A 23,080-nucleotide genomic window follows, 5' to 3' on the forward strand; every position below is an offset into this window, starting at 1 on the left:
GCCGCAAACCTGCTTATTAAGAAATCCCGTCATCGGACCATGTCCGGCTGGCGGGATTTTTTTAATTATGTGGCGGTCATTACAGAACCGAAGGCCGTTTGAGGCGATAATTGTGAAAGAAGTCGCATATATTCGCTGTTTTTCTAATTTTATAATTGGGTTTGCGGCATCTGTACATAGGTCTTTGATCGTGCAAAAGCACTTATATGGATACGGAATAGGGAGTGTAGGTATGAAACGGAAATGGGGATTGACGCTGCTGGCTGCATTATTGGTGCTGTTGCCGGTATCGACTGCGTTCGGGGGGAAGGCGAGCGCGGCTTCTTCGTCGCGGATCGCGGTGATCAAGCAGCTGAGCGGGGACGTGCAGGTGCAGAAGTCCGGAGGCTCGAAGCAGTTCAAGGCGTTCGCGAAGCTGAGCCTGAACCAGGGGGACAAGCTGATCACGGGGAGCAAGGGATCGGCGGTGCTGCAGTTCGCGAACGGGACGTCGGAGGACGACAAGTTCACGGTCGGGGAGAACGCGACGCTGACCTTCTCGAAGCTGTCGGACAAAAAGGGCACGGTGACGAAAGTCAGCATGCTCAAGGGGACGGCCTGGGTGGACGTCAAATCGATCAAGAGCAAGGACGACGACTTCAAGCTGGAGACGCCGACGGCGATCATGGGCGTGCGGGGCACGGCGTTTTTCGCGCGGGTCAATCCGGCGACGGGCGGCACGAGTACGGCGGTCCTGTCGGGCGTCGTTCGGTTCACGTCCGAGCACGTAGAGAAGACGGGAAGCGGAAGCGGCGAGAGCGCGGGCGGCACCGGTTCCTCCGGCAGCTCCAAGACGATCGATCTCTACCCGACGCAGCAGATCACGCTCGAGCCGACGAGCGGCGACGATCTGCGCGAGCAGACGACGCTCGTGGACATCGAGGAGATCGTCAAAAACGCGTCGCCTGAAGTGATCGAGGCGATTCTGCGCAGCAAGGAGAAGATCGACGAGGAGAACCGGCAGACAGTCGAAAAGTTCAAGCAGGCCGGCGTGCCGGCCGAGCTGCAGCAGGGTCTGGACAAGTTCATCCAGAACACGCAGGAGCTGCTGGGCGTCATCGCGAAGCAGGCGATCGACCAGAAGAAGATCGAAGAGCGGCAAGTGAAGCAGATCGAGGAGCAGGAGAAGACGTCGTTCAATCTGACGAAGGATCAACTCTCGCAGCTGGACGAAAAGGAAAAGGCCAAGCAGGAGAAGGCCCGGCAGCTTGCCGAAGAAGCGGCGAAGAAAAAAGCGGCCGAGGAAGCGGCGAAGCTGAAAGAGCTGGCGGACAAGATCAACGCGGCGGCGCTCAAGGCGATCGAAGCGGCGAAGCAAGCGCAGGCCGAAGCGAACAGGCTGGCGGCGGAGGCCGCGAAGCGCAAGGCGGAAGAAGAGCTGCTGAAAAAGCTGAACGAGCAGCAGAAGCAGCAGTATCAGCAGGACAAGACGAATAACCAGGGCGGAACGAGCGTCACCCCGGGCACGAATCCGGGCAATCCGTCGTCCAACGCGAACCTCGGCTCGCTGAGCATCGCGGGCGCGGCGCTTAGTCCGTCGTTCAACGCTGCCGTCGCCGATTACCGGGCGAGCGTGGCCAGCGACAAGGCGAGCGTCGTCGTCGGTGCGAGCGTGCAGGAAAGCGGCGCAACGTTCACGATCAACGGCCAATCGCCGAGCGGCGGGCAGCGAACGGTGAGCCTGGCCTACGGCGACAACGAGATCGCTGTCCTGGTGACGGCGCCAAGCGGCGCGACCAAGACTTACAAGGTGACGGTGACCCGTCAATTGCTGAACAGCGTCAGCGTCGTTTTCCCGGGCCAGACTGGCATCGACATCGACTTCAACTCGACGAACGCGCCCGCGCCGCTGTCCATCCCGAGCGGCTCGAGCAACCTGACGCTGGTCGTACCGGTGACGGGACCCGAGCTGGACATCGCGGTCAACGGCCAAGCCGTTCAGCCGGAACCGATGTTCACGGCCGCGCTGACGATCCTGGCGAACCAGATCTCCTGGCGGTACAACATTCCGCTGGCGCTGGATTCCAACCGGATCGTCATCCGAGCGACGATTGACGACGCAGTCAAATCCTACGAACTGATCGCGAACCGTGCGATGTCAAGCGAGACGGCCGTGCAAAGCATCGAGGCGACCAGCGCGGACGGAAATACAGTTTACGAAGCGGTTGCCGGCTACGATGTCTGGACGGTCAGCGTTCCTACCGAGACGTCGGCGATCAAGCTGAAAATCAATACGATTAACGCGGATGCCAAGGTTGTGCTGGGCGGCAATGTCTACGCGTCGGGCGCGCAGATTTCGTACCTGATTATAAATACGACGGTTCCGTTCGTGGTGCAGGCTGCAGACGGCCGTACGGAAAGAGAATATCGGATTGCGATCGAGCGCGGAACGGGCGGCGGCATCTTGATCGCCAATAGCGCCAGCGTCACGACGGCCTATCAGACGCCATATTCGGGCGTACTGACGAGCAGCGTTGGCGCCGGCGTCACATACGAGGTTTTGGGCGAAGGCGGACCGGAAAACGGAACGTTGGATGTAAACGAAGACGGCAGCTATACGTATACGCCTGACGAGGGCTTTGAAGGTATGGACTACTTCCTGTTCCGGGCCGTACGGGGCGAGTCGGCGTCCGCGCCGGCGGTCGTAACGATCCATGTCGAGCCGTACGATTACGAAACGCCCGGCCTGGTCTCCTGGACTTCGACGTGGGGCGACGCCGCGGTAGAGGACTGGTTTTTCGATTACAGCTACCAGGACGAGGAAGGCGTCGGGAAGGACTACTGGTTGTACCGGGATCGCCCCGTCAACCTGCGCATGGACTTTACGTTCGATCCGCTCCTTGTGACGGATGCCGTGCTCGCATTGGGCGAACAAAACGTGTATCAGGCGGCCGACGGGGCGCTTCAAGCCGACTTGGAGATCGAGGAGGGGATGAACTACGTTTCGCTTCAATACTCAGCGGAAGTTTCGGGAGAGATTAAGCAGTTCAATCTGAACTTCGATGTGTACGTAGGCACGCCAGAAGATTCGGAGATCTACGCCTATCTAAGCACGGAAGGCATGGCAGAGGTCGATCTGGTTCCGGCCGGCGAGCAAACGTGGACAACCGCAGTCCGGGACGGCGACGAGTTGCTGCTGCTCAAATACTTTAACGACAGAACGACCGTGGAAGTGACGGCCAACGGAGAAGAAGTAGGATTGGATTATTACTATTATATCTATCTGAACCGGGGCTGGAACGAGATCGTCGTGCGAACCTATTATCCGGGCGGGGAAGCCGAAGCCGTCGTCAAAAAGATTCATGTATGGCGGGGAAGCGAAGCGCCGGAAGGATACGGGCTGACCGGCATTTCAGGCACGCCCGTCAAGGCCGAGCCCGAGGCTTCTCCGGCACCGATCGGCTTTATCGCGGACGAGAGCAGGTCGAACCTGTGGAAAGCGGTCGTAACGGAGGATACAGCGTCGATCGACATCAAGCCGGGATTAGGGAACGGACTCGCGTTAACGGACTTTTACGTCGACGATTACGGCGCTTACGTTCCTGCCGAAGAGACGGCGCCCGGATCGGGTCGTTACCATGTTCCGATCGACGGGGAATACACCGCCGCATATGCGATCGTGAAGCCGGTCGGCGGCGGAACGCCGTTTCCTTATCGCTTGGAGATCGCCTCGGGTGCGCCTATGGATCTGGGCCCCGTGCTGGCATCCTATACGGGCGGCGCCTCCGAAACGCCTGCCATGTTGCTTTTCGCGGATGCTGCTGGCGCTTGGTGGGCCAGGTTGGGGACGGACGCGGAGCCGCACGGCTTTAAACTAAAGGTCGGCGGAAGCCCCGGTTATCAACTGTTCGTAGACGGGGGAGCGCGTGCCCGACGCCTATCAGTCGTCAGCGTACGGATACGTCTACGCGTTTGACCCGGTACCCGGCAGCCAGGTCCATACGCTTGAATTTCGCGACGGATACGGACGAATCGTGGATTACGAGGTTAATCTGTACTACGGAGAGACGACGGAGGATTTGAATGTCGGGGACGAGGCGACGGTCGCGTACGGGGCCGGCAGTCTATTGACGCTTCATCCGACCGCCGGCGCCCTTTCCGCGACGCTGCCCGCCGGCACCCCGTGGGTCGATTTGGATCTGGCGCTGGGATCGCACGGAGAGGCCGCCTTGTTCGACGAAGAAGGGCAAGAGATCGCAGCTTCCGGCGGAAGCGGGCCGATCCGCCTGACCCTGCCCGATACGGATCCCGACAACAACGCGATACTGACTTACGACGTGGTCGTGACCGATTCGGACGATACGGGCTCATCCGGCCCTGCGCGGGTGTTGTACACGCTGTATCTTTACATGGCACAGGATATACAGTACGCGCCTGCGGACATGGCGTGGAACGCATCGGCTTCGGGAACCGGGCTTCCCGCCGAGGAAGCCGAATGGATGTACGACCGGCAACAGCGCTACGCGCTTGTCGTTCCCGAAGAGCTGGATACGCTGCATGTGTACGTAACGCCGGGGTACGGCGTAGCGAACGTCACGCTAACCGGAATGGCAGGTCCCGACGGCAATGGCGGTTATTCCGGTTCGCTGTCCGTCGGGTCCAATTCGTTTGTCATGACGGTAAACTACGTAGACGGCCAGCGCAAGGTTTACGAACTGACCGCTTACCGCGGCGCGCCGGTCGCTCCTGTGCTGAACGTAGGGGATCAGCCATTCGCTTTTCATTACGATCCGGCCTCGAACGGATATGAAGTTTACCTCGCCGACAGCCCGGGCACCGCAGCGTTAAGTCTCGGACTGCCGCCTGGCGCCGAAGTGTTCGAGGCCGTCTCGGAGGACGCGCCGCTTGATCGCAATGCCGATGGATCTTACGTCCTGAACCTGGCCGGCGCAAGCGGCGCGAAGGTTTTATCCGTTTCAGGCTTATACAACGGCGTGGCATGGAGTTGCGAAATTCGCGTTTACTTTGGGTCCGTCTAAAATAGAGACGCTACACGAGATGTTAGAGGTCGCTTCGCCTTCGTCAGGAAGGCGCTGCGGCCTCGAATTTTTCTCTGCGCTTAACTGAAATAACGACAATAATCGCCATTTTTAAGGTATAATCGATTCGTGTATTCCAACGTTTTCATCAATTGGCAAGCGTCTTTATTACCCTCATACATATACAGAAAACGGAGTGAAGTTCATGTATCGAAAGTTAGGCATGTACCTGCTGGCGGCGCTGTTGCTGCTGTTGCCGGTATCGGCTGCGTTCGGGGGGAAGGCGAGCGCGGCTTCTTCGTCGCGGATCGCGGTGATCAAGCAGCTGAGCGGGGACGTGCAGGTGCAGAAGTCCGGAGGCTCGAAGCAGTTCAAGGCGTTCGCGAAGCTGAGCCTGAACCAGGGGGGACAAGCTGATCACGGGGAGCAAGGGATCGGCGGTGCTGCAGTTCGCGAACGGGACGTCGGAGGACGACAAGTTCACGGTCGGGGAGAACGCGACGCTGACCTTCTCGAAGCTGTCGGACAAAAAAGGGCACGGTGACGAAGGTCAGCATGCTCAAGGGGACGGCCTGGGTGGACGTCAAGTCGATCAAGAGCAAGGACGACGACTTTAAGCTGGAGACGCCGACGGCGATCATGGGCGTGCGGGGCACGGCGTTTTTCGCGCGAGTCAATCCGGCGACGGGCGGCACGAGTACGGCGGTCCTGTCGGGCGTCGTACGGTTCACGTCCGAGCACGTAGAGAAGACGGGAAGCGGAAGCGGCGAGAGCGCGGGCGGCACCGGTTCCTCCGGCAGCTCCAAGACGATCGATCTCTACCCGACGCAGCAGATCACGCTCGAGCCGACGAGCGGCGACGATCTGCGCGAGCAGACGACGCTCGTGGACATCGAGGAGATCGTCAAAAACGCGTCGCCTGAAGTGATCGAAGCGATCTTGCGCAGCAAGGAGAAGATCGACGAAGAAAACCGGCAGACGGTCGAAAAGTTCAAGCAGGCCGGCGTGCCGGCCGAGCTGCAGCAGGGTCTGGACAAGTTCATCCAGAACACGCAGGAGCTGCTGGGCGTCATCGCGAAGCAGGCGATCGACCAGAAGAAGATCGAAGAGCGGCAAGTGAAGCAGATCGAGGAGCAGGAGAAGACGTCGTTCAATCTGACGAAGGATCAACTCTCGCAGCTGGACGAAAAGGAAAAGGCCAAGCAGGAGAAGGCCCGGCAGCTTGCCGAAGAAGCGGCGAAGAAAAAGGCCGCCGAGGAAGCGGCGAAGCTGAAAGAGCTGGCGGACAAGATCAACGCGGCGGCGCTCAAGGCGATCGAAGCGGCGAAGCAAGCGCAGGCCGAGGCGAACAGGCTGGCGGCGGAGGCCGCGAAGCGCAAGGCGGAAGAGGAGCTGCTGAAAAAGCTGAACGAGCAGCAGAAGCAGCAGTATCAGCAGGACAAGACGAATAACCAGGGCGGAACGATCGTCACGCCGGGCACGAATCCGGGCAATCCGTCGTCCAACGCGAACCTCGGCTCGCTGAGCATCGCGGGCGCGGCGCTTAGTCCGTCGTTCAACGCTGCCGTCGCCGATTACCGGGCGAGCGTGGCCAGCGACAAGGCGAGCGTCGTCGTCGGGGCGAGCGTGCAGGAAAGCGGCGCAACGTTCACGATCAACGGCCAAGCGCCGAGCGGCGGGCAGCGAACGGTGAGCCTGGCCTACGGCGACAACGAGATCGCTGTCCTGGTGACGGCGCCAAGCGGCGCGACCAAGACTTACAAGGTGACGGTGACCCGTCAATTGCTGAACAGCGTCAGCGTCGTTTTCCCGGGCCAGACCGGCATCGACATCGACTTCAACTCGACGAACGCGCCCGCGCCGCTGTCCATCCCGAGCGGCTCGAGCAACCTGACGCTGGTCGTTCCGGTGACGGGACCCGAGCTGGACATCTCGGTCAACGGCCAAGCCGTTCAGCCGGAACCGATGTTCACGGCGGCGCTGACGGTCTTGCCGGGTCAGATCTCGTGGCGGTACATCATTCCGCTCTTGCAACCGTCCAACCAGATCGAGATCAAAGCGACGATCGACGGAATCATCAAGTCGTACACGCTGATCGCGAACCGTTCGATGCCGAGCGACGCGGCGGTTCAGAGTGTGTCGGCCACGAGCATGGACGGTGCGACCTCGTATGAAGTCGTCGCCTCGGGCGGCAACGCGTGGACGGTGAAGGTGCCGGCCGACGTCACGACGATCAAGCTGAAGATCAACGCGATCAACGAAGCGGCAAAGATTCTGGTAGGATCGAACGAATATGCGTCCGGCGCGGAGATCGCCTATACATTGATCAACATGACCGTCCAGTTTAAGATTCGGGCCGCGGACGGGACGGTGCCGGATGTCTTCAATTCCATATCGATATCGCGGCTGCCCTCGTCCGACGCGACGCTTAGCCATCTGACGCTGTCGAACGGTACGCTGTCGCCTGCGTTCGCGCGCACGACGACGAGCTATACGGCGAGCGTCGGTCATGCGGTCGACAGCATGACGGTGACGCCGACCCTCTCGAACGTCAATGCGATTCTTTTCGTTAATGAAGGTATAGGGGGGAAGCGGCGAGCCGAGCAGTCCGATCCCGCTAACCGTCGGAGAAAACCGGATTACGGTCGAAGTCATCGCGCAGAACGGCGATAGACTGAAGTATACGATCATCGTAACGCGCGAGGCGACGGCATTGGCCGCGCCGACGTTCGAGCCGGCTTCGGGCGCCGTTGCGTACGGCACGGAGGTGACGATCTCGTCGGCGGGCGCGGAGCGTATTTACTACACGACGGATGGCAGCGATCCGGCGACTTCCGAGACCAGGAAGATATACTCGAGCGAATCAAGGCCTTTGATCTTACAGGCGGTCACGCTTAAAGCAGTCGCTACGCTGACGGGATCGCACGACAGTCCTGTTGCCGAAGCGAGCTACACGGTAATTCCTCCGCTCTCGCAAAACGCGGATCTGAGCGATTTGACGCTGTCGGGCGCAAGTTTGCAGCCGGAATTCAATGCTGCAATAACAACTTACGGAGCGAACGTCGGTTCCGGCGTAAGCAGTGTGACAGTCACGCCTGTGACGGCGGACAGTAAGGCGACCGTGACGGTCAACGGCAATGTCGTAGCCAGCGGACAGGCGAGCGGTTCCGTGTTCCTGAATGTCGGGATCAATCCGATCTCGATTATCGTTACGGCTGAAAGCGGAATGACGAAGCAGTATACGATCAATGTCGATAGAGCTCCCGCTCCCCTGACGGCGCCGGTATTTACGCCGGAGTCGGGCGTCGTGGCCTACGGAGCGGTGCTGACGATCGAGTCCCCGGGTGCCGAGCGGATTTACTATACGACCGACGGGACCGATCCGGATACGCAGGTGAAGGGATCGACCAAACTCTACGATGCCGAAGCCAAGCCGACGATCAATGCCTCTATGACGGTTAAGGCCATCGCCGTAACAGATGGTCTTGCAAACAGCGCGATCGCCACGGCAGATTATACCGTAGAGGAGTCAGCCGGTCTTAGTGAACTCTCTTTTAGCGAGGATGTCGACAACTTTACATTTTCTCCAGAGACGTACGATTATCCCGACGTGACGGTGCAAGGCTCCGTTGACCGCCTGAAGGTTTATCCGTCGGGCACAGGCACGATTACGGTGAACGGGCAGGCCGTGGCGAGCGGCAGCGCTTCGCAAAACATCATGCTCGCCTCGGGCGGCAAGACGGACATCGTCATTGTGATCGCGGAAACGGGCAAAGCGCCCAAGACCTATGCAATTAAGGTCGACAGGCCCGTATATACCGGAGAAATGCCATGGCAGCTGCTCGACTGGACGGTCAAAACCGATCAGGGAGACTGGCTGACGTGGTCTCAAGGCTTTGAAACTGAGGTGATGTTCTACGGCGCGATTGTGCCTGAAGAAGCTTCGTCGCTCAGCATGACGTTGAACTTTAATACGGATGCGTACGATGAGATCAAATTTTATCTGACCAACGACGATTTGGAAGGACAAGAGATCCTCTTCCAGTCCGGAATTGAAGGGACATTGCCGCTCAGTAACGTAGACAAGACGACTCGCTATGAAATGAGTTTTTACAAGAACGGCTATCCAGTGGGGCAGTGGGTGCTGCTCAAGGTCGGCAAAGGGATGCCGGATCTTAGCCCGATCATGACAGGTTTACAGTTCCGGGATGAAAACGACTTCTTTGCTGTGACGCCGACCGGTCCGAACGGTGAATACGGCTTGTACGTTTCGCCGGGAACGACGGAGTTATACCTCGTGCCTGATTGGGAGAATCGGGTTACGATTCATGACGAGAACGACGATCCGTTCGAAAGCGAATCGAACATTCCGCTCCTTTCGGATCATACTGTCTTGACGGTTTGGGTATCGAACGGCATGGCAGAGACTTCTTACAAGCTGAATGTTTATAGAACGGGACTGACGGCTTCGCTGAAGCTTCAAGATCTGGAGGCGGAAGGACAAAAACTGTCGTACAATCCGCTCGCTAAAAGTTATACGTATACGGCTCCGATGGATGCCCTAACGGCAGGGATCAAGCCGTTAACATCGGCAGGCGCCGAGATTGAACGCGTGATCTATAACGGTGCGGAGTTGACGCCGGCGAACGGGCTCTACACGATCGCCGTTCCGGAAGAAGGAGAAGCGATCGTCGGCATCGTCGTATCGGCCGGCGGCGAGCAGTATGCGCACAGACTGGTTATTAGACGGCTGCCGCCGATCGAGGGCTTGAACGGTTGGTCGCTGCATGCCGGGATTAACGCTGAAGGTCCTGCAATAGGAGTCGGCTTCAACGACTACTATGCGGATGGTTATGGCCAAGTCTTCGCTTCCGTGAACTCGGATGTGCAGACCGTGACCGCCATATTTAATTTGGATGAGGGCGCCAGCATCTCTGCATACGACAAAAGCGATGAACAGAGCCCGGACCTTGTCGTGGACAGCCGAGCCACACTCGCCGTATCAGAGGGACTGAATTCCTTCAGATTCGAACTGACCGACAATGAGGGCTACAGTCATTCTTTTGATCTCGATGTGATCCGCGGCCCGATGCCGCTGGTAGATCTGGACGTGATGGACGCTGACGGCGAATACCTGCCTTATGAGAAAACGGGGCCTCAATCCTATCACGTGACGACGAATTCCGGCAGTGTCAGTCTAAATCCGCATCTTCGCGGCTATTTTGACGAAGTTGAGGTTTGGGTCGGCGGTGAAAAGTTGGAAGAAACGAACAGTTCGATCCCACTGTCCCCGGGCTGGAATGAAGATATTCGCATCGTCGTGTATGAATATAACGGCGGGCTCGTGAGCGAGTATTCAGTCGCCGTGTGGCAAGGCGAAGGCGAGACGCCCGGCGCAAGCGTTGACTGGCGTTTACGCGGCGCGGCCAGCCTGGAGGAGGATCCGATCTACGCCGGCAATAGGGTGGCGGTATTAAGCCCCGAAAATCAAGAAGCCATGATTATGCCCGAACTGGTCGGAGATGAATTGGCGACGATTGAGCGTGTCTACCTCAATGGCAAGGAGATTGGCCAGGCCGAGGGAATTGGCACCTACGACATCGATCTGAACGTGGCTGTCGGCTTGCATTCGGATTCGACTTATGTGACGCTTATCCTCAAAGACGCCGATGGTCGACTGATCCCCAGAATGTTGGAGATCGTCAGCGGAATCTATGCAGAGAACGGACAAACGACCGTCAACGAGGGCGAATCGAAGGGCTTGTCGTTGGTTGCGCGCACCGGCAGCGGCATAGCCGCGACGCCGACTTGGGAGATCGTAGAGGAGCCGGCTCATGGGTCGTTAACACATGTCGAAGGCCCGTATTATATCTACGAGCCCGCACCCGGTTACTCAGGCGGGGACAGTTTTACTTATCGAGCGTCTTATAGTTGGAACGACGGAGAATCGGATCGTACGCTTTTCTCGAACGAGGCGACAGTGTCGATCAATGTCATTGCGCAACAGAACATTGCGCTCAGCGGAAGCAGCCTGGTCGACGGTTATGCGTCGGCCGGCAGCTTTGTCGGGCAATTGAACGCAACGGGAGACTTGGGCGGAACGATTGCTTACACGTTGTCGGAAGGCGATGGCGACGATCAGAATTCGTTATTTACGATCGATAGCGAGGGCAGGCTGCTTGTCGGTTCCGACCTTGGCGCGGACGATCCCGAATTGATGTCGATTCGAGTGAAGGCGTCGGACAGTAGCGGCCATCATATCGAAAAGCAGCTTGTTCTTTTCTACGCGATTCAGTTGGAGATCATGATGAATTCGACGAACGGCGGAGGAGAGACCGGCATCGTCGCCGGACTTCTGCCTGACGGCGACTATTGGGCGGACGGCATCATGTCCAACGAACAGCTGACGGAAAGAGAAAACTTCAGGCTTGCGATTAGCGGACTTGATCATTTCTGGACCATCAGCAGCGAGGGGCGGTCTTTTGAGTATGCGGGAGGCAGATACGACTTGGAAGTCGACAAGCCCGCCGCCGGTTCGAGTCATGACTATCCCATCGCGATGACGGATGAACAGGGACATTCCTTCGCCTTCACGTTCCATTACTATCAAGGTCCGATCGCGGAGCAACTGGATTCGCAAAACGGGGATTCGGGCTTGCGGCAGTCGTTGAGCGATGGAAACCAGTCATACCAAACGAATATCGACGTGTCGGAGGTGCTGGGCTGGTATGCGACAGTATCGGACGACAATGAGCAATTGATGTTGAATGCGACGCTCGAATCAGGCGTTGTTTTGCGTGTCAACGATCGATTCGGTCGCGAGATCGGGACGGAAGACAATTTGTTCGGAGAAGGGGCGCTGGAGGCGACGATCGATTTGATGGCTTACGGCGCGCAAGAACGATACTATGTATACGCCACTTACGGCGGCAATACAATCGTTTATCCGCTTCACGTCAATTATGAGGCCGCGCCCGCTTTGACTTCGCTTTCGCTTTGGTACACGGTAGGGAGCGGAGGCATTCCGATCGATTTGACCTCGCACGAGTTGAGCGTGGAGATTCCGTCTAACAAGCTGATCCCGGATACGCCGCCATACTTGCCGCTCGGGATCGAGGCGCTTGCCGAACCGGGACAAATCGTTCGCGTCTACCGCTGGAACGGCGAAGGATGGACGGAGATGGAGCTTGCTCCCGCTACGAATCATGACGGATTAACTAAATCTGTTTATTCTTTTACTTATCGAGAGCCCTACCAGGAATACAAAATCTCGGTTGACACGCCCGGCGGACAGACGGCAACCTATTACTTATCTTTGATGCAGCCCGGTTATGGCGGATCGGCCTAATCCGAGCGCTGTCCTATACCTTGAGTCATTGGCTCAAGGTATTTTTTTTATTTCATCGGCATTGGATGAAAGAACCCGTGACCTAAGTACTCTTTTTATCCTACAAGAAGGAAAACGATGTCGAAAAATAGAATGTAAACAAGATGAAAGCGACACGGCCTTGCTAGGGGGGGCGCGGTGACGGGAATGGAGGGCTAACCGAGGCGTGCGGCGGTGCGATTATGAGAGAAAGATGAGACTGCACGCGTCAAGCATTAAATATTATTAACTTGATAGGGCATGAGAATGCATGAATAATGAATGAGCGATATATATTAGGCTGGATTCGCGAAGACAGAGTACTGCCGGCCTTATGTCCCGCCCACGGTTATGAGATACATATGTCGAATGACGGATAAGTGTTGGCGAAGCGCCAATATGTGGGTATATACTCATAGCTTCACTTACTGACTGGCAAGGGCGTGGCAATAATGGCAGCAGAACGTAAAGGGAAACGGCGTACGATCCGTACGGCGTCGGCCGTGCTTTTAAGCACGGCCTTGGCCGCGACCGGCTCCCTGGATTCGCGATGGACGGCAGAAGGCAAGACGTTCGCGGCCGAGGCGGCGAAGCTCGGCACGATCGCCATTCCTGCGGCGTCGGAGCCGGCAGACCGCATGAACAAGGCCGCCCGAACCTCCGCTTCCCGCAAGGCGGCTGCGGTCTCCGCGCTCTCCGAGGCTTCGTTTCTTGAAGAAACGGGCATTGCGGCAGCGTGGAAGCTGCTGCGTCGCGACGTGACGGGCACGATCGCCATCGTGGACACGGGGGGTCGATCTGAAGAACGCGGCGCTCCAGCCGTATCTGACCGACGGCGTCAATCTGCTGGACGAGGCCAAGCCGCCGCAGGACGACAACGGGCACGGCACGGCGGTCGCCGGCGTCATCGTCGCCGCGGCCGAGGCTGCGAAGAGCGCGAACGCAGAGGCGGCTTGGAAAATGAAGCTGATGCCGATTAAAGCGCTGGACGAAAAAGGCGAAGGCGACGAGGCGCATCTGTCGGGCGGCATTCGGTACGCCATCGAGCATGGCGCGGACATCGTCGTGCTGTCTCTCGGACTTCGCAGAGACGCGCCCGGCATGCGCAGCGTCATCGAGCTGGCCGAAGCGAAGGGCGTGCTGCTCGTCGCGGCGACCGGCAACGACGCGGCGGACTTCGGCCAGCATGCGGCCGTCCAGTATCCGGCCGCCTATCCGACCGTTATCGCTGTCGCCGGCGCGGAGGACGGCCAAGGGCAGATCAACTCGACGGGAGGACCGGAGGTCGATCTGTCCGCGTCGTGGCAGGTCGATACGCTCGCGCTGGGCGGCGGCCGCCTTGCGATGGAGGGCACGTCGATGGCGGCGCCGCAGGTCGCGGCTGCCGTAGCGATGCTGCGGGCTGCGCATCCCGACTGGAAGCCCGCCTTCCTGCGGGAGACGCTGCGCCGGACGGCCAAGGATCTCGGCGCCAAGGGGCGTGACGACGCGACGGGCTATGGCCTCGTTCGCGCGGACCGCGCCCTGTCGGCCGCTTTTGCGGCGGACTGGCGCGAGCCGAACGGCGCGCAGCAATCCGCTTCGCCCTTTCCTCCGGGCACGGAGGTTTATTCGGCATGGAGCGGCCGCCTCGATACGGACTGGTATGCGGTAGACGCGCATGAAGACGGCATGCTGTCCGTGCGGATGCAGACGAACCTGTTTGACATTGGGCCCGCCGCGGTTAAGTTGTCGCTATATCGGCCCGGTGCCTTAAGTCCGATCGCGGCCGACGGTGCTGGCGGCGGCGCGAACGCGACTTGGAAGGTATCCAAGGGCAGATACTACTTGCGGGCGGACGGCTCGTCGCGAGCGTCGCCGCTGCCCTACAGACTCACCTCGGGCTTCAGGATGCTGCCCGACCGGACAGAGCCCGGCTCGACGCAAGCCGCGGCTTATGCGATCGAACCCCGGACGCAGACGTGGAGCGGTACGTTCGATCGCGAGGACGACAAGGATTGGACGACGGTCAAGTTGCCCCAGGCCGGCACGTTAAAGGTGACCGTCGAGACGGATACGACGCGCATCGATCCCGCGATCACGCTGCAGCGGGACGGGCAGGCCGAGGTGCGGACGGATACGAACGGCGACGGATTGCCGGAGACGGCGACGTTGAAGAATGCGCCGGCGGGCAGATATTACATAGGGGTCAGCAATGCAGCCGCCGAAGGAGCCCCGCCCGTGACAGGGACCTATACGGTCCGACTGGAATACATTACTACGTACGCGGATATGGGAGAGCCCAACGACGGTCCATTGACGTCCGCAGCGCTCGTTCCCGGCACGGCGGGAATCCTGAAAGGGCTGATTGCGTCCAAGGATGATGCGGATTGGTTCCGCTTCAAGGCGGCGGGCGGACGCTACGAATGGAAGCTGGACGGCATACCGGAAGGCTCGACGTTTAAACTGACCGTGTACAGCAAGGAGTTGAAGCTCCTCGGACAGTGGTCGAGCAAGGCGAGGGGCGCCTCGCTGAACGTGCCGCAAAAGCTGGCCGCCGGCACTTATTATGCCCGGATCACGGCCGATCGCGCGGATCGCTCCGCCTATTATCGCTTCGGCGTAATGAACGCCGATTGAACCGTTTGGGAATTGCGGTCATAAGGAGCGTTATCTGCGAATGGATTCGATCTACTATTCGATGGGCTGGGACGGCTTGTTCTCCATTTTTATCACGCTCGGCTTCATCGCCGTATCGTGGGTGGTGCTGCAGGAGATCAAGTGGGAACAATTTTTCCGGCACCCCAAAAGTCCGAAAGCGCGGCTCGCGCAGCTCTTTCTGGCGATCGTCGCGGGAAGGCTGTTGGCCGGGTTCGTGCTGGATTACTGGAACTGGGCTTCGGCCCTGAAAAACCTGTTCAATTCGTCGTAGCGGCGATTTATCCGCATAACGTCGAATCAAAATGATCACAATGGGTAATAAAGCAGAAGCAAGTCGTCTGAAGGCGAAGCTTGAAGGCGAAATGTTTCGAAATTTGTCAGAAGATGCCGCTTGTACCGAGCCGACGGACGGTGGTATGATGAAATTTGGGTTTTCTGGAGCCGGTATCGGTGAAAGCACGGTCTCCGGAAATGATTCTACACCCGCGGAGGGAACCACCCATGAGCAAAATCATCGTCCGCGGCGGCCGTCCCCTGAATGGGACTGTCCGCGTGCACGGCGCCAAAAATTCCGTCCTGCCGATCCTTGCCGCCACGCTTCTGGCGGAGGAAGGGTCTTGCGTCATCGATGACGTACCCGCCTTGGACGATGTGTACAACATTCTGGAAGTTCTATCCGCCCTCGGCGTTCAGGCGCTTCGTCATGAATCTCGCGTGACGCTGCGCGCGCACCGGCTCATCTCGCACGAGGCGCCTTACGAGCTCGTCCGCAAGATGAGGGCGTCCTTTCTCGTGATGGGACCGCTGCTCGCCCGCGAGGGCCTAGTCAAGATCTCGCTGCCCGGCGGCTGCGCGATCGGAACGCGGCCGATCGACCAGCACCTGAAGGGCTTCGAGGCCATGGGCGCCGAGATCGGCTTCGGCCAAGGCTCGGTCGAGGCGAAGGTGAACGGCCGGCTGCGCGGCGCGCGCATTTATCTGGACGTCGCGAGCGTAGGCGCGACCGAGAACATCATGATGGCCGCCGCGACCGCGGACGGCGTCACGACGATCGAGAATGCAGCCAAAGAGCCGGAGATCGTCGATCTCGCCAACTTCCTGAATGCCATGGGCGCGAAGGTGCGCGGCGCGGGAACGGGCATCATCCGCATCGAGGGCGTAGAACGGCTTAAAGGCGTCCGCCATACCGTCATTCCGGATCGGGTAGAGGCGGGCACGTACATGATCGCTGCGGCGATCTCGGGCGGCGACGTGTACGTCGAAGGGGCGATTCGCGACCATCTCGGTCCGGTCGTCGCCAAGCTGGAAGAAATGGGCGTCGGCATCGATGCGGACGACAGCGGCATTCGCGTTTACGCGAATCGTCCGCTCAAGGCCGTAGACGTGAAGACGCTGCCTTATCCGGGCTTTCCGACCGACATGCAGGCCCAGTTCATGGCGCTGCTGCTCGCAAGTCCGGGCACGAGCATCGTGACGGAGACGGTGTTCGAGAACCGCTTCATGCACGTCGAAGAGATGGCGAAGATGGGGGCCGACATTAAGATCGAAGGCCGCGCCGCGGTCATCTCCGGCGGCAAGCCGCTGTCCGGTGCGCCGGTATGCGCGACGGATCTTCGCGCGGGAGCGGCGTTGATCTGCGCGGCGCTCGCCGCGGAAGGCATCACCGAAGTGACGGGTACGCATCACATCGACCGCGGCTACATGGACATTGTCGGTAAACTTGCCGCGCTTGGCGCGGATATCAGCCGCCTGGGCGACGGCGAAGAAGTTCCGGCGCCCGCAGTCGCGGCGGCGGTTCAGGCGCCTTTGCCGGCCGCCGTACGTCGGCCGCTTCAGCAGGCTGCCGAAGAGCGCATCGCCTCGGACAGCGTAGCCATGCTGCGCGTGCAGCCCACACTGGCCTGACCTCTTTAAAGCACTCATTATCCCGCGCCTTCGCGCCAAGGACCGAGCTTCTTCTCCGGTTCTTGGCGCGAAGGCTTTTTTTTGCGTTCTCTTTATGTTGTTCTAGCGACTCGGCGCCATTCATAGATTGGTAGCGTGCGAGGAAAAGACAACGGAGAGAGGAAGTTGGGGGCATGCGGAACCAGAAGGGACAAGCAGGCGAAAACCGGGAGCAATACACGGTGCGACTTAAAGGGGGGAAGCCGATCCCGCGGTTTCAAATACGGCGGAAGAAAAGGCATGACGTCGCCGGGACAATGGCTTATTCTGGCCTTCGGAGCGGGAGCGTTGGTCGCGGGTTGGTTGTGGGCGGATCGCCATGCAAGCGAGAGAAACCCCGTTTCGGTCATGGAAGAAAGGGCGGCGACAGTCGCGGATGGCTCCAAAGCGGCGAATGAGGAGACGGATCGCGGCGGAAAGCGGGCGAATTCATCCGATCAGACAGAGGCGTCGGCGGATGGGAAGTCCGACGTTAAGGCTGGCGAGACGGCCGCAGGCAAGCGTAACGATAAAGCGAGCGGAACGTCAAAAGGCCCGATGAAGGGAATCTTGTCCGCGGCGGATGCCGCGCAAGGATTGCAGGCGGAGCGCAAAGACAGCTCGCTCATCGTTCGAATCTATCTAGCGGACGACAAGCGCGTCGAACGCGCCGGACTGGAGACGTACGTGAAGGGCGTCGTGGCGGCGGAGATGCCGACGGACTTCGCGCCGGCCGCGCTGGAGGCGCAGGCGATCGCGGCGCGTACTTATTTAATACGCCGTCTGTGGAACGAGGATCGGTCGGGCGTGCCCGTTCGCGGCGCGGACGTGACGGATACGGTGACGCATCAAGTCTATCGGTCCAAGGCGGAGATGGACGCGCTCAGGGAAGCGGACCCGAAGGCCTGGGCGGCGGTGGACGAAGCGGTGCGCCGGACGCGGGGCATCATCATGGTATTCGGCGGCGCGCCGATCGAATCGCTTTACTTTGCCAGCAGCAACGGGTATACGGAAAACGCCAAGGATGTTTTCGACGCCGATCTGCCATACCTGGTATCGGTGGACAGTCCTTGGGATCGCGAAGACGCGCCCCGCGCCCAGGAAACCGTAGAGATGAAGCTTAGCGAGTTTTACCGCAAGCTTGGCGTCAAGTCGCTGGCGGCGCTGACGGGCCTTGGCAAACGGCCGGCGGCCGTTATTGACGGCTGGACCGAAGGGAAGCGCGTGAGCACGGCGACCGTCGGCGGCAAGACGCTGCCCGGCACCGAGATTCGCAAATTGCTGGGACTGCGATCGGCCGCCTTCGACTGGCGGGTCGACAAGGGGAAGGTCACGATCACGACTTACGGCAGCGGGCATGGCGTCGGCATGAGCCAGTGGGGCGCCGAGGGGATGGCAAAGACCGGCGCGACGGCGGCGGACATCGTTCATCACTATTATACGGGCATTCAATTGAAAACGTTGACGGCGCTTCAGTCTGCGCGCGCTCAGACTGCGAAGCTATAAATCCCTTAATCTTGCAAATGGCAGGTTTAAAAAACTATCACCTGGCAACACTCTGTTACTGAGGTGATAAAAAAATGAATGATTCAAACAAACCAAACGGCAAGATCGATCCAAGCAGTACGAGAAATGTCGTCAGCTCGTCGTCCAGGTCTTCGGCTACGAAACGGTTTTTCGCCAAGCGGTGGGTATTCCCTGCCATGTACATGGCCGCAGCGGCAATCATCGTAACGATCCTCTGGCTGAACGCCAGCTCGGGAACGAGCGGCAAGCCGAAGGACGAAGCGAGCTCCGCGAGCGTCCAGCAGGATATCGGGGCGGGCGGTCAAACCGCCGAAGATCCGGATGCGCTCCCCGTCGCCGCAAGCGGCGAGAAGCTCGCATGGCCGGTAACCAACCGGGATGCCATGTCGGTGTCGATGCCGTACTACAACGAGAACGGCACGGAGGACGAACAAGCCGCGGCCATGGTGAAGGACGGCAACAAGTTCATGCCGCACACGGCCGTCGACCTTGCCAGCAAAGACGGCAAGGCGTTCGATGTCAAAGCGGCGATGAGCGGCGAAGTGGCGGTTGCGGAGCAGACGCCGCAGAACGGTTACGAGATTCAGATCAAGCATCCGAACGGTCTCGTCACCGTCTATCAGAGCCTGGCCGAGATGAAAGTCAAGGTCGGAGATTCGGTCAAGCAGGGCGACGTGCTCGGTACGGCCGGCGTCAGCGAACTGGAGAAGGACGAAGGCGTTCACGTCCACTTCGCGGTTAAGAGCAACAGCCAGACCGTAGATCCGGCTTCGCTGATCGAAGATTTGCAGTAATTCGGTACCTTAGACGGGGTTGTCCTGGCGTGCGGCGGCACGCAAGGGCAACCTTGTCTATTTTTGCAATTTTATAGCTGACCAAATGATGGCAACTGTGTTACTATAGTACCATAATTGATACTTCGGAGGATCTATCGACTTCAGAGAGGACGCGTGATAGATGAAGCTCGTGACTGTAGACGAACTTCACCCCGGCGACGTGTTGGACAGGCCGGTATACGGTAAGAACGGATTGGTCATGCTCGAAGCCGGCACGGAGCTGACTGCGCAGTACATAGACCGCTTGCAACTCCTCGGATTCCAGTCGGTCGCCCTTGGCAAGCGCGGCGCGGCAGCCGAAGCGCTGCTGGCCTCGCGCATGAAGGTCCGGCCCGACGAGAAGGTTCGCGATCTGGCGGAGATCGAACTGCTGCGCGCCGATCCGGTCCAGCTCCAGGAGACGCATCATAGTTTGATCCGCTTCCTGGAGACCGAAGAGAATTATAGCAGGCTTGCGCTGCCGCTCGCCGAGCTTGCGGACTTCAAGCGAGGGTACCGCGAGCGGCTTCTCTCGGCGGTCAGCCACCGGGCGGTGACCGAGGAGCTGAGCGTGCTCAGGCAGACCGACCAGTCGCTGTTCGACCACACGCTGCAGGTGTCGCTCATGTCTGGCCTGATCGGCGCGGCAAGCGGCATGGACGCGAACGCTCAATACGAGCTGGCCGTCGGCGCCCTGCTATTCGACGTCGGCATGACGCGGATCTCGCCCGAGCTGCTCCGTGCCAAGCGCAAGCTCACGGAAGCGGAGATGGCGGCGGTCAAGCAGCATACGACGCTCGGCTACCATGCGCTCGGACGTATGCGGGAGGTTCCCGACGCGGCGGCCAAGTGCGCGCTGCTGCACCACGAGCGCTATCGGGGAGACGGCTATCCGTACGGGATTACGCAGGACAAGATTCCGGACATGGCGCAGATCGTCGGGCTCGCCGACGTGTTCGACGCGCTGCTCTCGCCGCGCCATCACCGCGATCCTTACCCGCCTAGCGAAGCGATGGAATATATGTTCGCCGCCGGCAATTACGAATTCGGCATCGGCATCGTACGTTCTTTTCTCAAAAATCTCACAATCTTCCCGACGGGCATGGCCGTAATCCTCAGCAGCGGGCAGACCGCGATCGTCAAGGATACGGAGGGGCGGCCGGCGCACAAGCCGGTCGTGCTGGTCGTGCGCGAGGCGGACGGCCGCGTGCCGTCCCCGTACGAGATCGATCTCAACGAAAATGCCCGCATCTACGTGTCCCGCGCCGTGCCGATCAAGGGATGAACGGGTTGCGGTCCATGCATTCATATACGCCGATTTATGACGGACGGGCCTTTGGGCTCGTCTTTTTTTTGCGTTTATTAGGACGCCCTGAGAAGTCCATTCGACCCATAAGCCCCGCCCTCTGCGGACTTTATAGGCTTGTCAGGCTTGGTTACAAAGAATAAGTGAACGTCCCCCCTCATATACTGTACCAATCAATCAGAGCAGGGAGGCGGGAGCGTGCACGATTACATCAAAGAACGGACCATCAAGATCGGCCGCAGCATCGTGGAGACGCGCAATACGGTTCGAACCATCGCCAAGGAATTCGGCGTCTCCAAGAGTACGGTGCACAAGGATCTGACCGAGCGTCTGCCGGAGATCAATCCGGATCTGGCCGACCAGGTCAAGCATATCCTCGAGTATCACAAGTCGATCCGGCACCTGCGGGGCGGCGAGGCGACCAAGATCAAATACAAGAAGACGACGATCAAGAAGCGGGAAGTGTTCGCGGTCGCAAAAGCGTAAATTTTGTCGCATCGTTAGAAAAGTTAGAGGATTATTAGAAATCGTGGCGAATACTTAAAGGAATATCTATGCGTTGGAGGCTTGTTTTTCATATGTTCAGCAAAGACATCGGAATCGACTTGGGCACGGCGAACGTCTCCATCCACATTAAAGGCAAGGGCGTCGTGCTCGACGAGCCTTCCGTTGTCGCGATAGAGAACGACACCCGCAGGGTGCTGGCCGTCGGGGAAGATGCGCGCCGGATGGTCGGCCGCACCCCCGGCAATATTATCGCGATCCGCCCGCTGAAGGACGGCGTCATCGCCGACTTCGAAGTTACGGACATGATGCTGAAGGCTTTCATTCAGCGGGTCGGAGGCCGGAGCTGGTACGGACGTCCGCGAATTTTGATCTGCGCGCCTACCAATATTACGTCGGTCGAGCAAAAGGCGATTCGCGAGGCCGCGGAACGAAGCGGAGCGAAGGAAGTTTTTCTGGAGGAAGAGCCCAAGGCGGCCGCGATCGGCGCCGGCATGGATATCTTCCAGCCCAGCGGCAATATGGTCGTGGACATCGGCGGCGGCACGACCGACGTCGCGGTGCTGTCCATGGGCGACATCGTCACCGCCTCGTCGCTCAAAGTAGCGGGAGACAAATTCGATGCGGCAATCATGCGTTATATTAAAAATAAGTACAAGCTGCTCATCGGCGAGCGTACGAGCGAAGATATCAAGATCAAGATCGGGACCGTCTATACCGGCAGCCGGAAGGAAGAGATGGATATTCGGGGCCGGGATATGGTGTCGGGATTGCCGCTTACCGTGACGATTCACGCGGACGAGGTCCGCGAGGCGCTGTGGGAGCCCGTATCTTCCATCGTCGCGTCCGCCAAGGCCGTGCTGGAACGGACGCCGCCGGAACTGTCGGCCGACATCATCGACCGCGGCGTCATTCTGACGGGCGGAGGCGCGCTGCTCGACGGTCTCGACGCCTTGCTGGCGGACGAGCTCAAGGTGCCCGTGCTGATCGCCGAAGATCCGATGCATTGCGTCGTCAAGGGGACGGGCATCATGCTCGACCACCTCGACAAGATGGCGCGCCGCAAGTAGCTTTCTCATAACGGGAGGGAATAAGCGCAACATGATCAGAGGATTGTATACGGCGGCTGCCGGCATGATCGCGGAGCAGCGCAGGCACGATACGGTAACGAACAACGTCGCCAACTTGAACACGCCCGGCTACAAGGGCGTTAACTCGGTGAACCGGGCGTTTCCCGAGATGCTGGTCTCGCTGATGGGCAGCCCCGACGACACGAAGGGCACGATCGGCAAATTGAATACGGGCGTATTCGCCGAGGAGAGCCTCATCAACCTGAGCCAGGGAGACCTGAACGAGACGGGGCGCAGTCAGGATCTGGCGCTCGTGTCGGATATCCTCGTCGACGGACAAGCCTTCGACGACTCCGGCAAGTTCGTGGACGCGAACGGCAACGTCACCTACCAGCCGCAGGCGCTGTTCACCGTGCAGAACGCGAACGGCGAACGCCGTTATTCCCGCGACGGCGGATTCCGCACGACGGCCGACGGGACGCTGATCACGCCGGACGGGATGGAGGTGCTCGGCGTGGACGGACAACCGATCCGCGTGGACGGCACCTGGGACAACGTGCAGGTCACGTCCGACGGCCGTCTGATCGACAAGGAGACCCAGCAGCCGCTGGCAGGCAACCCGGCGCTCCTGCTCACCGAAGTGAACGATCCGAACCAGCTCATCCGCCAGGGCGACGGCAAGTACGTGTATGCGGGCGACGCGAACGGGCTGCGCCAGGTACAGGCGGGCGAGCGCGTAGAGATCAAGCAAGGCTACCTGGAGCGCTCCAACGTGGACGCTTCGCAGTCGATGGTCGACATGATGAGCGCGCTGCGCGCCTACGAGGCGAACCAGAAGATCGTTCAATACTACGATCGCAGCCTGGACAAAGCGGTCAACGACGTCGGCCGCGTATAATAGAAGCGAAGGG

The 23,080-nt window shown here is 59.5% G+C and carries 15 protein-coding genes; all 15 read left to right on the plus strand.

Features of this window, described 5'->3' with window-relative positions; translation table 11 throughout:
- The first annotated feature begins 232 nt into the window (after window positions 1–232).
- The 15 genes from OMP40_RS22130 to OMP40_RS22195 all read left to right on the plus strand — a co-directional run bounded on the left by OMP40_RS22130 (window position 233) and on the right by OMP40_RS22195 (window position 23,067).
- Window positions 233–3,955 carry a cadherin-like beta sandwich domain-containing protein gene (locus OMP40_RS22130; protein WP_277534585.1) on the plus strand — a complete coding sequence of 1,241 codons (3,723 nt, stop codon included), beginning with the start codon at window positions 233–235 and terminating at the stop codon, window positions 3,953–3,955.
- Complete coding sequence (locus OMP40_RS22135) at window positions 3,906–5,018, plus strand: cadherin-like beta sandwich domain-containing protein (RefSeq protein WP_277534586.1); 1,113 nt, start codon at window positions 3,906–3,908, stop codon at window positions 5,016–5,018. The genes OMP40_RS22130 and OMP40_RS22135 overlap by 50 nt, the downstream gene beginning before the upstream one ends.
- Window positions 5,019–5,223: 205 nt before the next feature.
- Window positions 5,224–5,562, plus strand: a complete 339-nt coding sequence (locus OMP40_RS22140) for a hypothetical protein (protein ID WP_277534589.1) — start codon at window positions 5,224–5,226, stop codon at window positions 5,560–5,562.
- The gene (locus tag OMP40_RS22145; protein WP_277534591.1) at window positions 5,559–7,691 is read left to right on the plus strand and encodes a cadherin-like beta sandwich domain-containing protein; all 2,133 of its coding nucleotides are present in this window, start codon (window positions 5,559–5,561) and stop codon (window positions 7,689–7,691) included. The genes OMP40_RS22140 and OMP40_RS22145 overlap by 4 nt, the downstream gene beginning before the upstream one ends.
- 40 nt (window positions 7,692–7,731) lie before the next feature.
- Complete coding sequence (locus OMP40_RS22150) at window positions 7,732–12,366, plus strand: cadherin-like beta sandwich domain-containing protein (RefSeq protein WP_277534593.1); 4,635 nt, start codon at window positions 7,732–7,734, stop codon at window positions 12,364–12,366.
- 470 nt (window positions 12,367–12,836) lie between these two features.
- Entirely contained in the window at window positions 12,837–13,364 is a 528-nt protein-coding gene (locus tag OMP40_RS40315) for a hypothetical protein (RefSeq protein ID WP_338131204.1), read from the plus strand.
- A complete protein-coding gene (locus OMP40_RS22155; RefSeq protein WP_338131224.1) occupies window positions 13,291–15,003 on the plus strand; it encodes a S8 family serine peptidase in 1,713 nt (570 codons plus the stop codon). The genes OMP40_RS40315 and OMP40_RS22155 overlap by 74 nt, the downstream gene beginning before the upstream one ends.
- Window positions 15,004–15,043: 40 nt before the next feature.
- Window positions 15,044–15,295, plus strand: a complete 252-nt coding sequence (locus tag OMP40_RS22160) for a DUF1146 family protein (RefSeq protein ID WP_277534594.1) — start codon at window positions 15,044–15,046, stop codon at window positions 15,293–15,295.
- Between the two features lie 230 nt (window positions 15,296–15,525).
- A complete protein-coding gene (murA, locus tag OMP40_RS22165) occupies window positions 15,526–16,929 on the plus strand; it encodes a UDP-N-acetylglucosamine 1-carboxyvinyltransferase (RefSeq protein ID WP_277534596.1) in 1,404 nt (467 codons plus the stop codon).
- A gap of 279 nt (window positions 16,930–17,208) precedes the next feature.
- Window positions 17,209–18,453: a stage II sporulation protein D gene (gene spoIID / locus OMP40_RS22170; RefSeq protein WP_277534597.1), complete on the plus strand. Its 1,245-nt coding sequence runs from the start codon at window positions 17,209–17,211 to the stop codon at window positions 18,451–18,453.
- Between the two features lie 74 nt (window positions 18,454–18,527).
- On the plus strand, window positions 18,528–19,268 hold the full coding sequence (locus OMP40_RS22175) for a M23 family metallopeptidase (protein WP_277534598.1): 741 nt from the start codon (window positions 18,528–18,530) through the stop codon (window positions 19,266–19,268).
- A gap of 163 nt (window positions 19,269–19,431) precedes the next feature.
- The gene (locus OMP40_RS22180; RefSeq protein WP_277534599.1) at window positions 19,432–20,574 is read left to right on the plus strand and encodes an HD-GYP domain-containing protein; all 1,143 of its coding nucleotides are present in this window, start codon (window positions 19,432–19,434) and stop codon (window positions 20,572–20,574) included.
- Between the two features lie 219 nt (window positions 20,575–20,793).
- Window positions 20,794–21,081: a sporulation transcriptional regulator SpoIIID gene (gene spoIIID, locus OMP40_RS22185; RefSeq protein ID WP_090116189.1), complete on the plus strand. Its 288-nt coding sequence runs from the start codon at window positions 20,794–20,796 to the stop codon at window positions 21,079–21,081.
- A gap of 92 nt (window positions 21,082–21,173) precedes the next feature.
- A complete protein-coding gene (mreB, locus tag OMP40_RS22190; protein ID WP_277534600.1) occupies window positions 21,174–22,169 on the plus strand; it encodes a rod shape-determining protein MreB in 996 nt (331 codons plus the stop codon).
- A gap of 31 nt (window positions 22,170–22,200) precedes the next feature.
- Entirely contained in the window at window positions 22,201–23,067 is an 867-nt protein-coding gene (locus OMP40_RS22195) for a flagellar hook-basal body protein (RefSeq protein ID WP_277534602.1), read from the plus strand.
- Window positions 23,068–23,080 lie beyond the last annotated feature (13 nt).

Source organism: Cohnella rhizosphaerae, assembly GCF_029525575.1.
Taxonomy (GTDB): Bacteria; Bacillota; Bacilli; order Paenibacillales; family Paenibacillaceae; genus Cohnella; species Cohnella rhizosphaerae.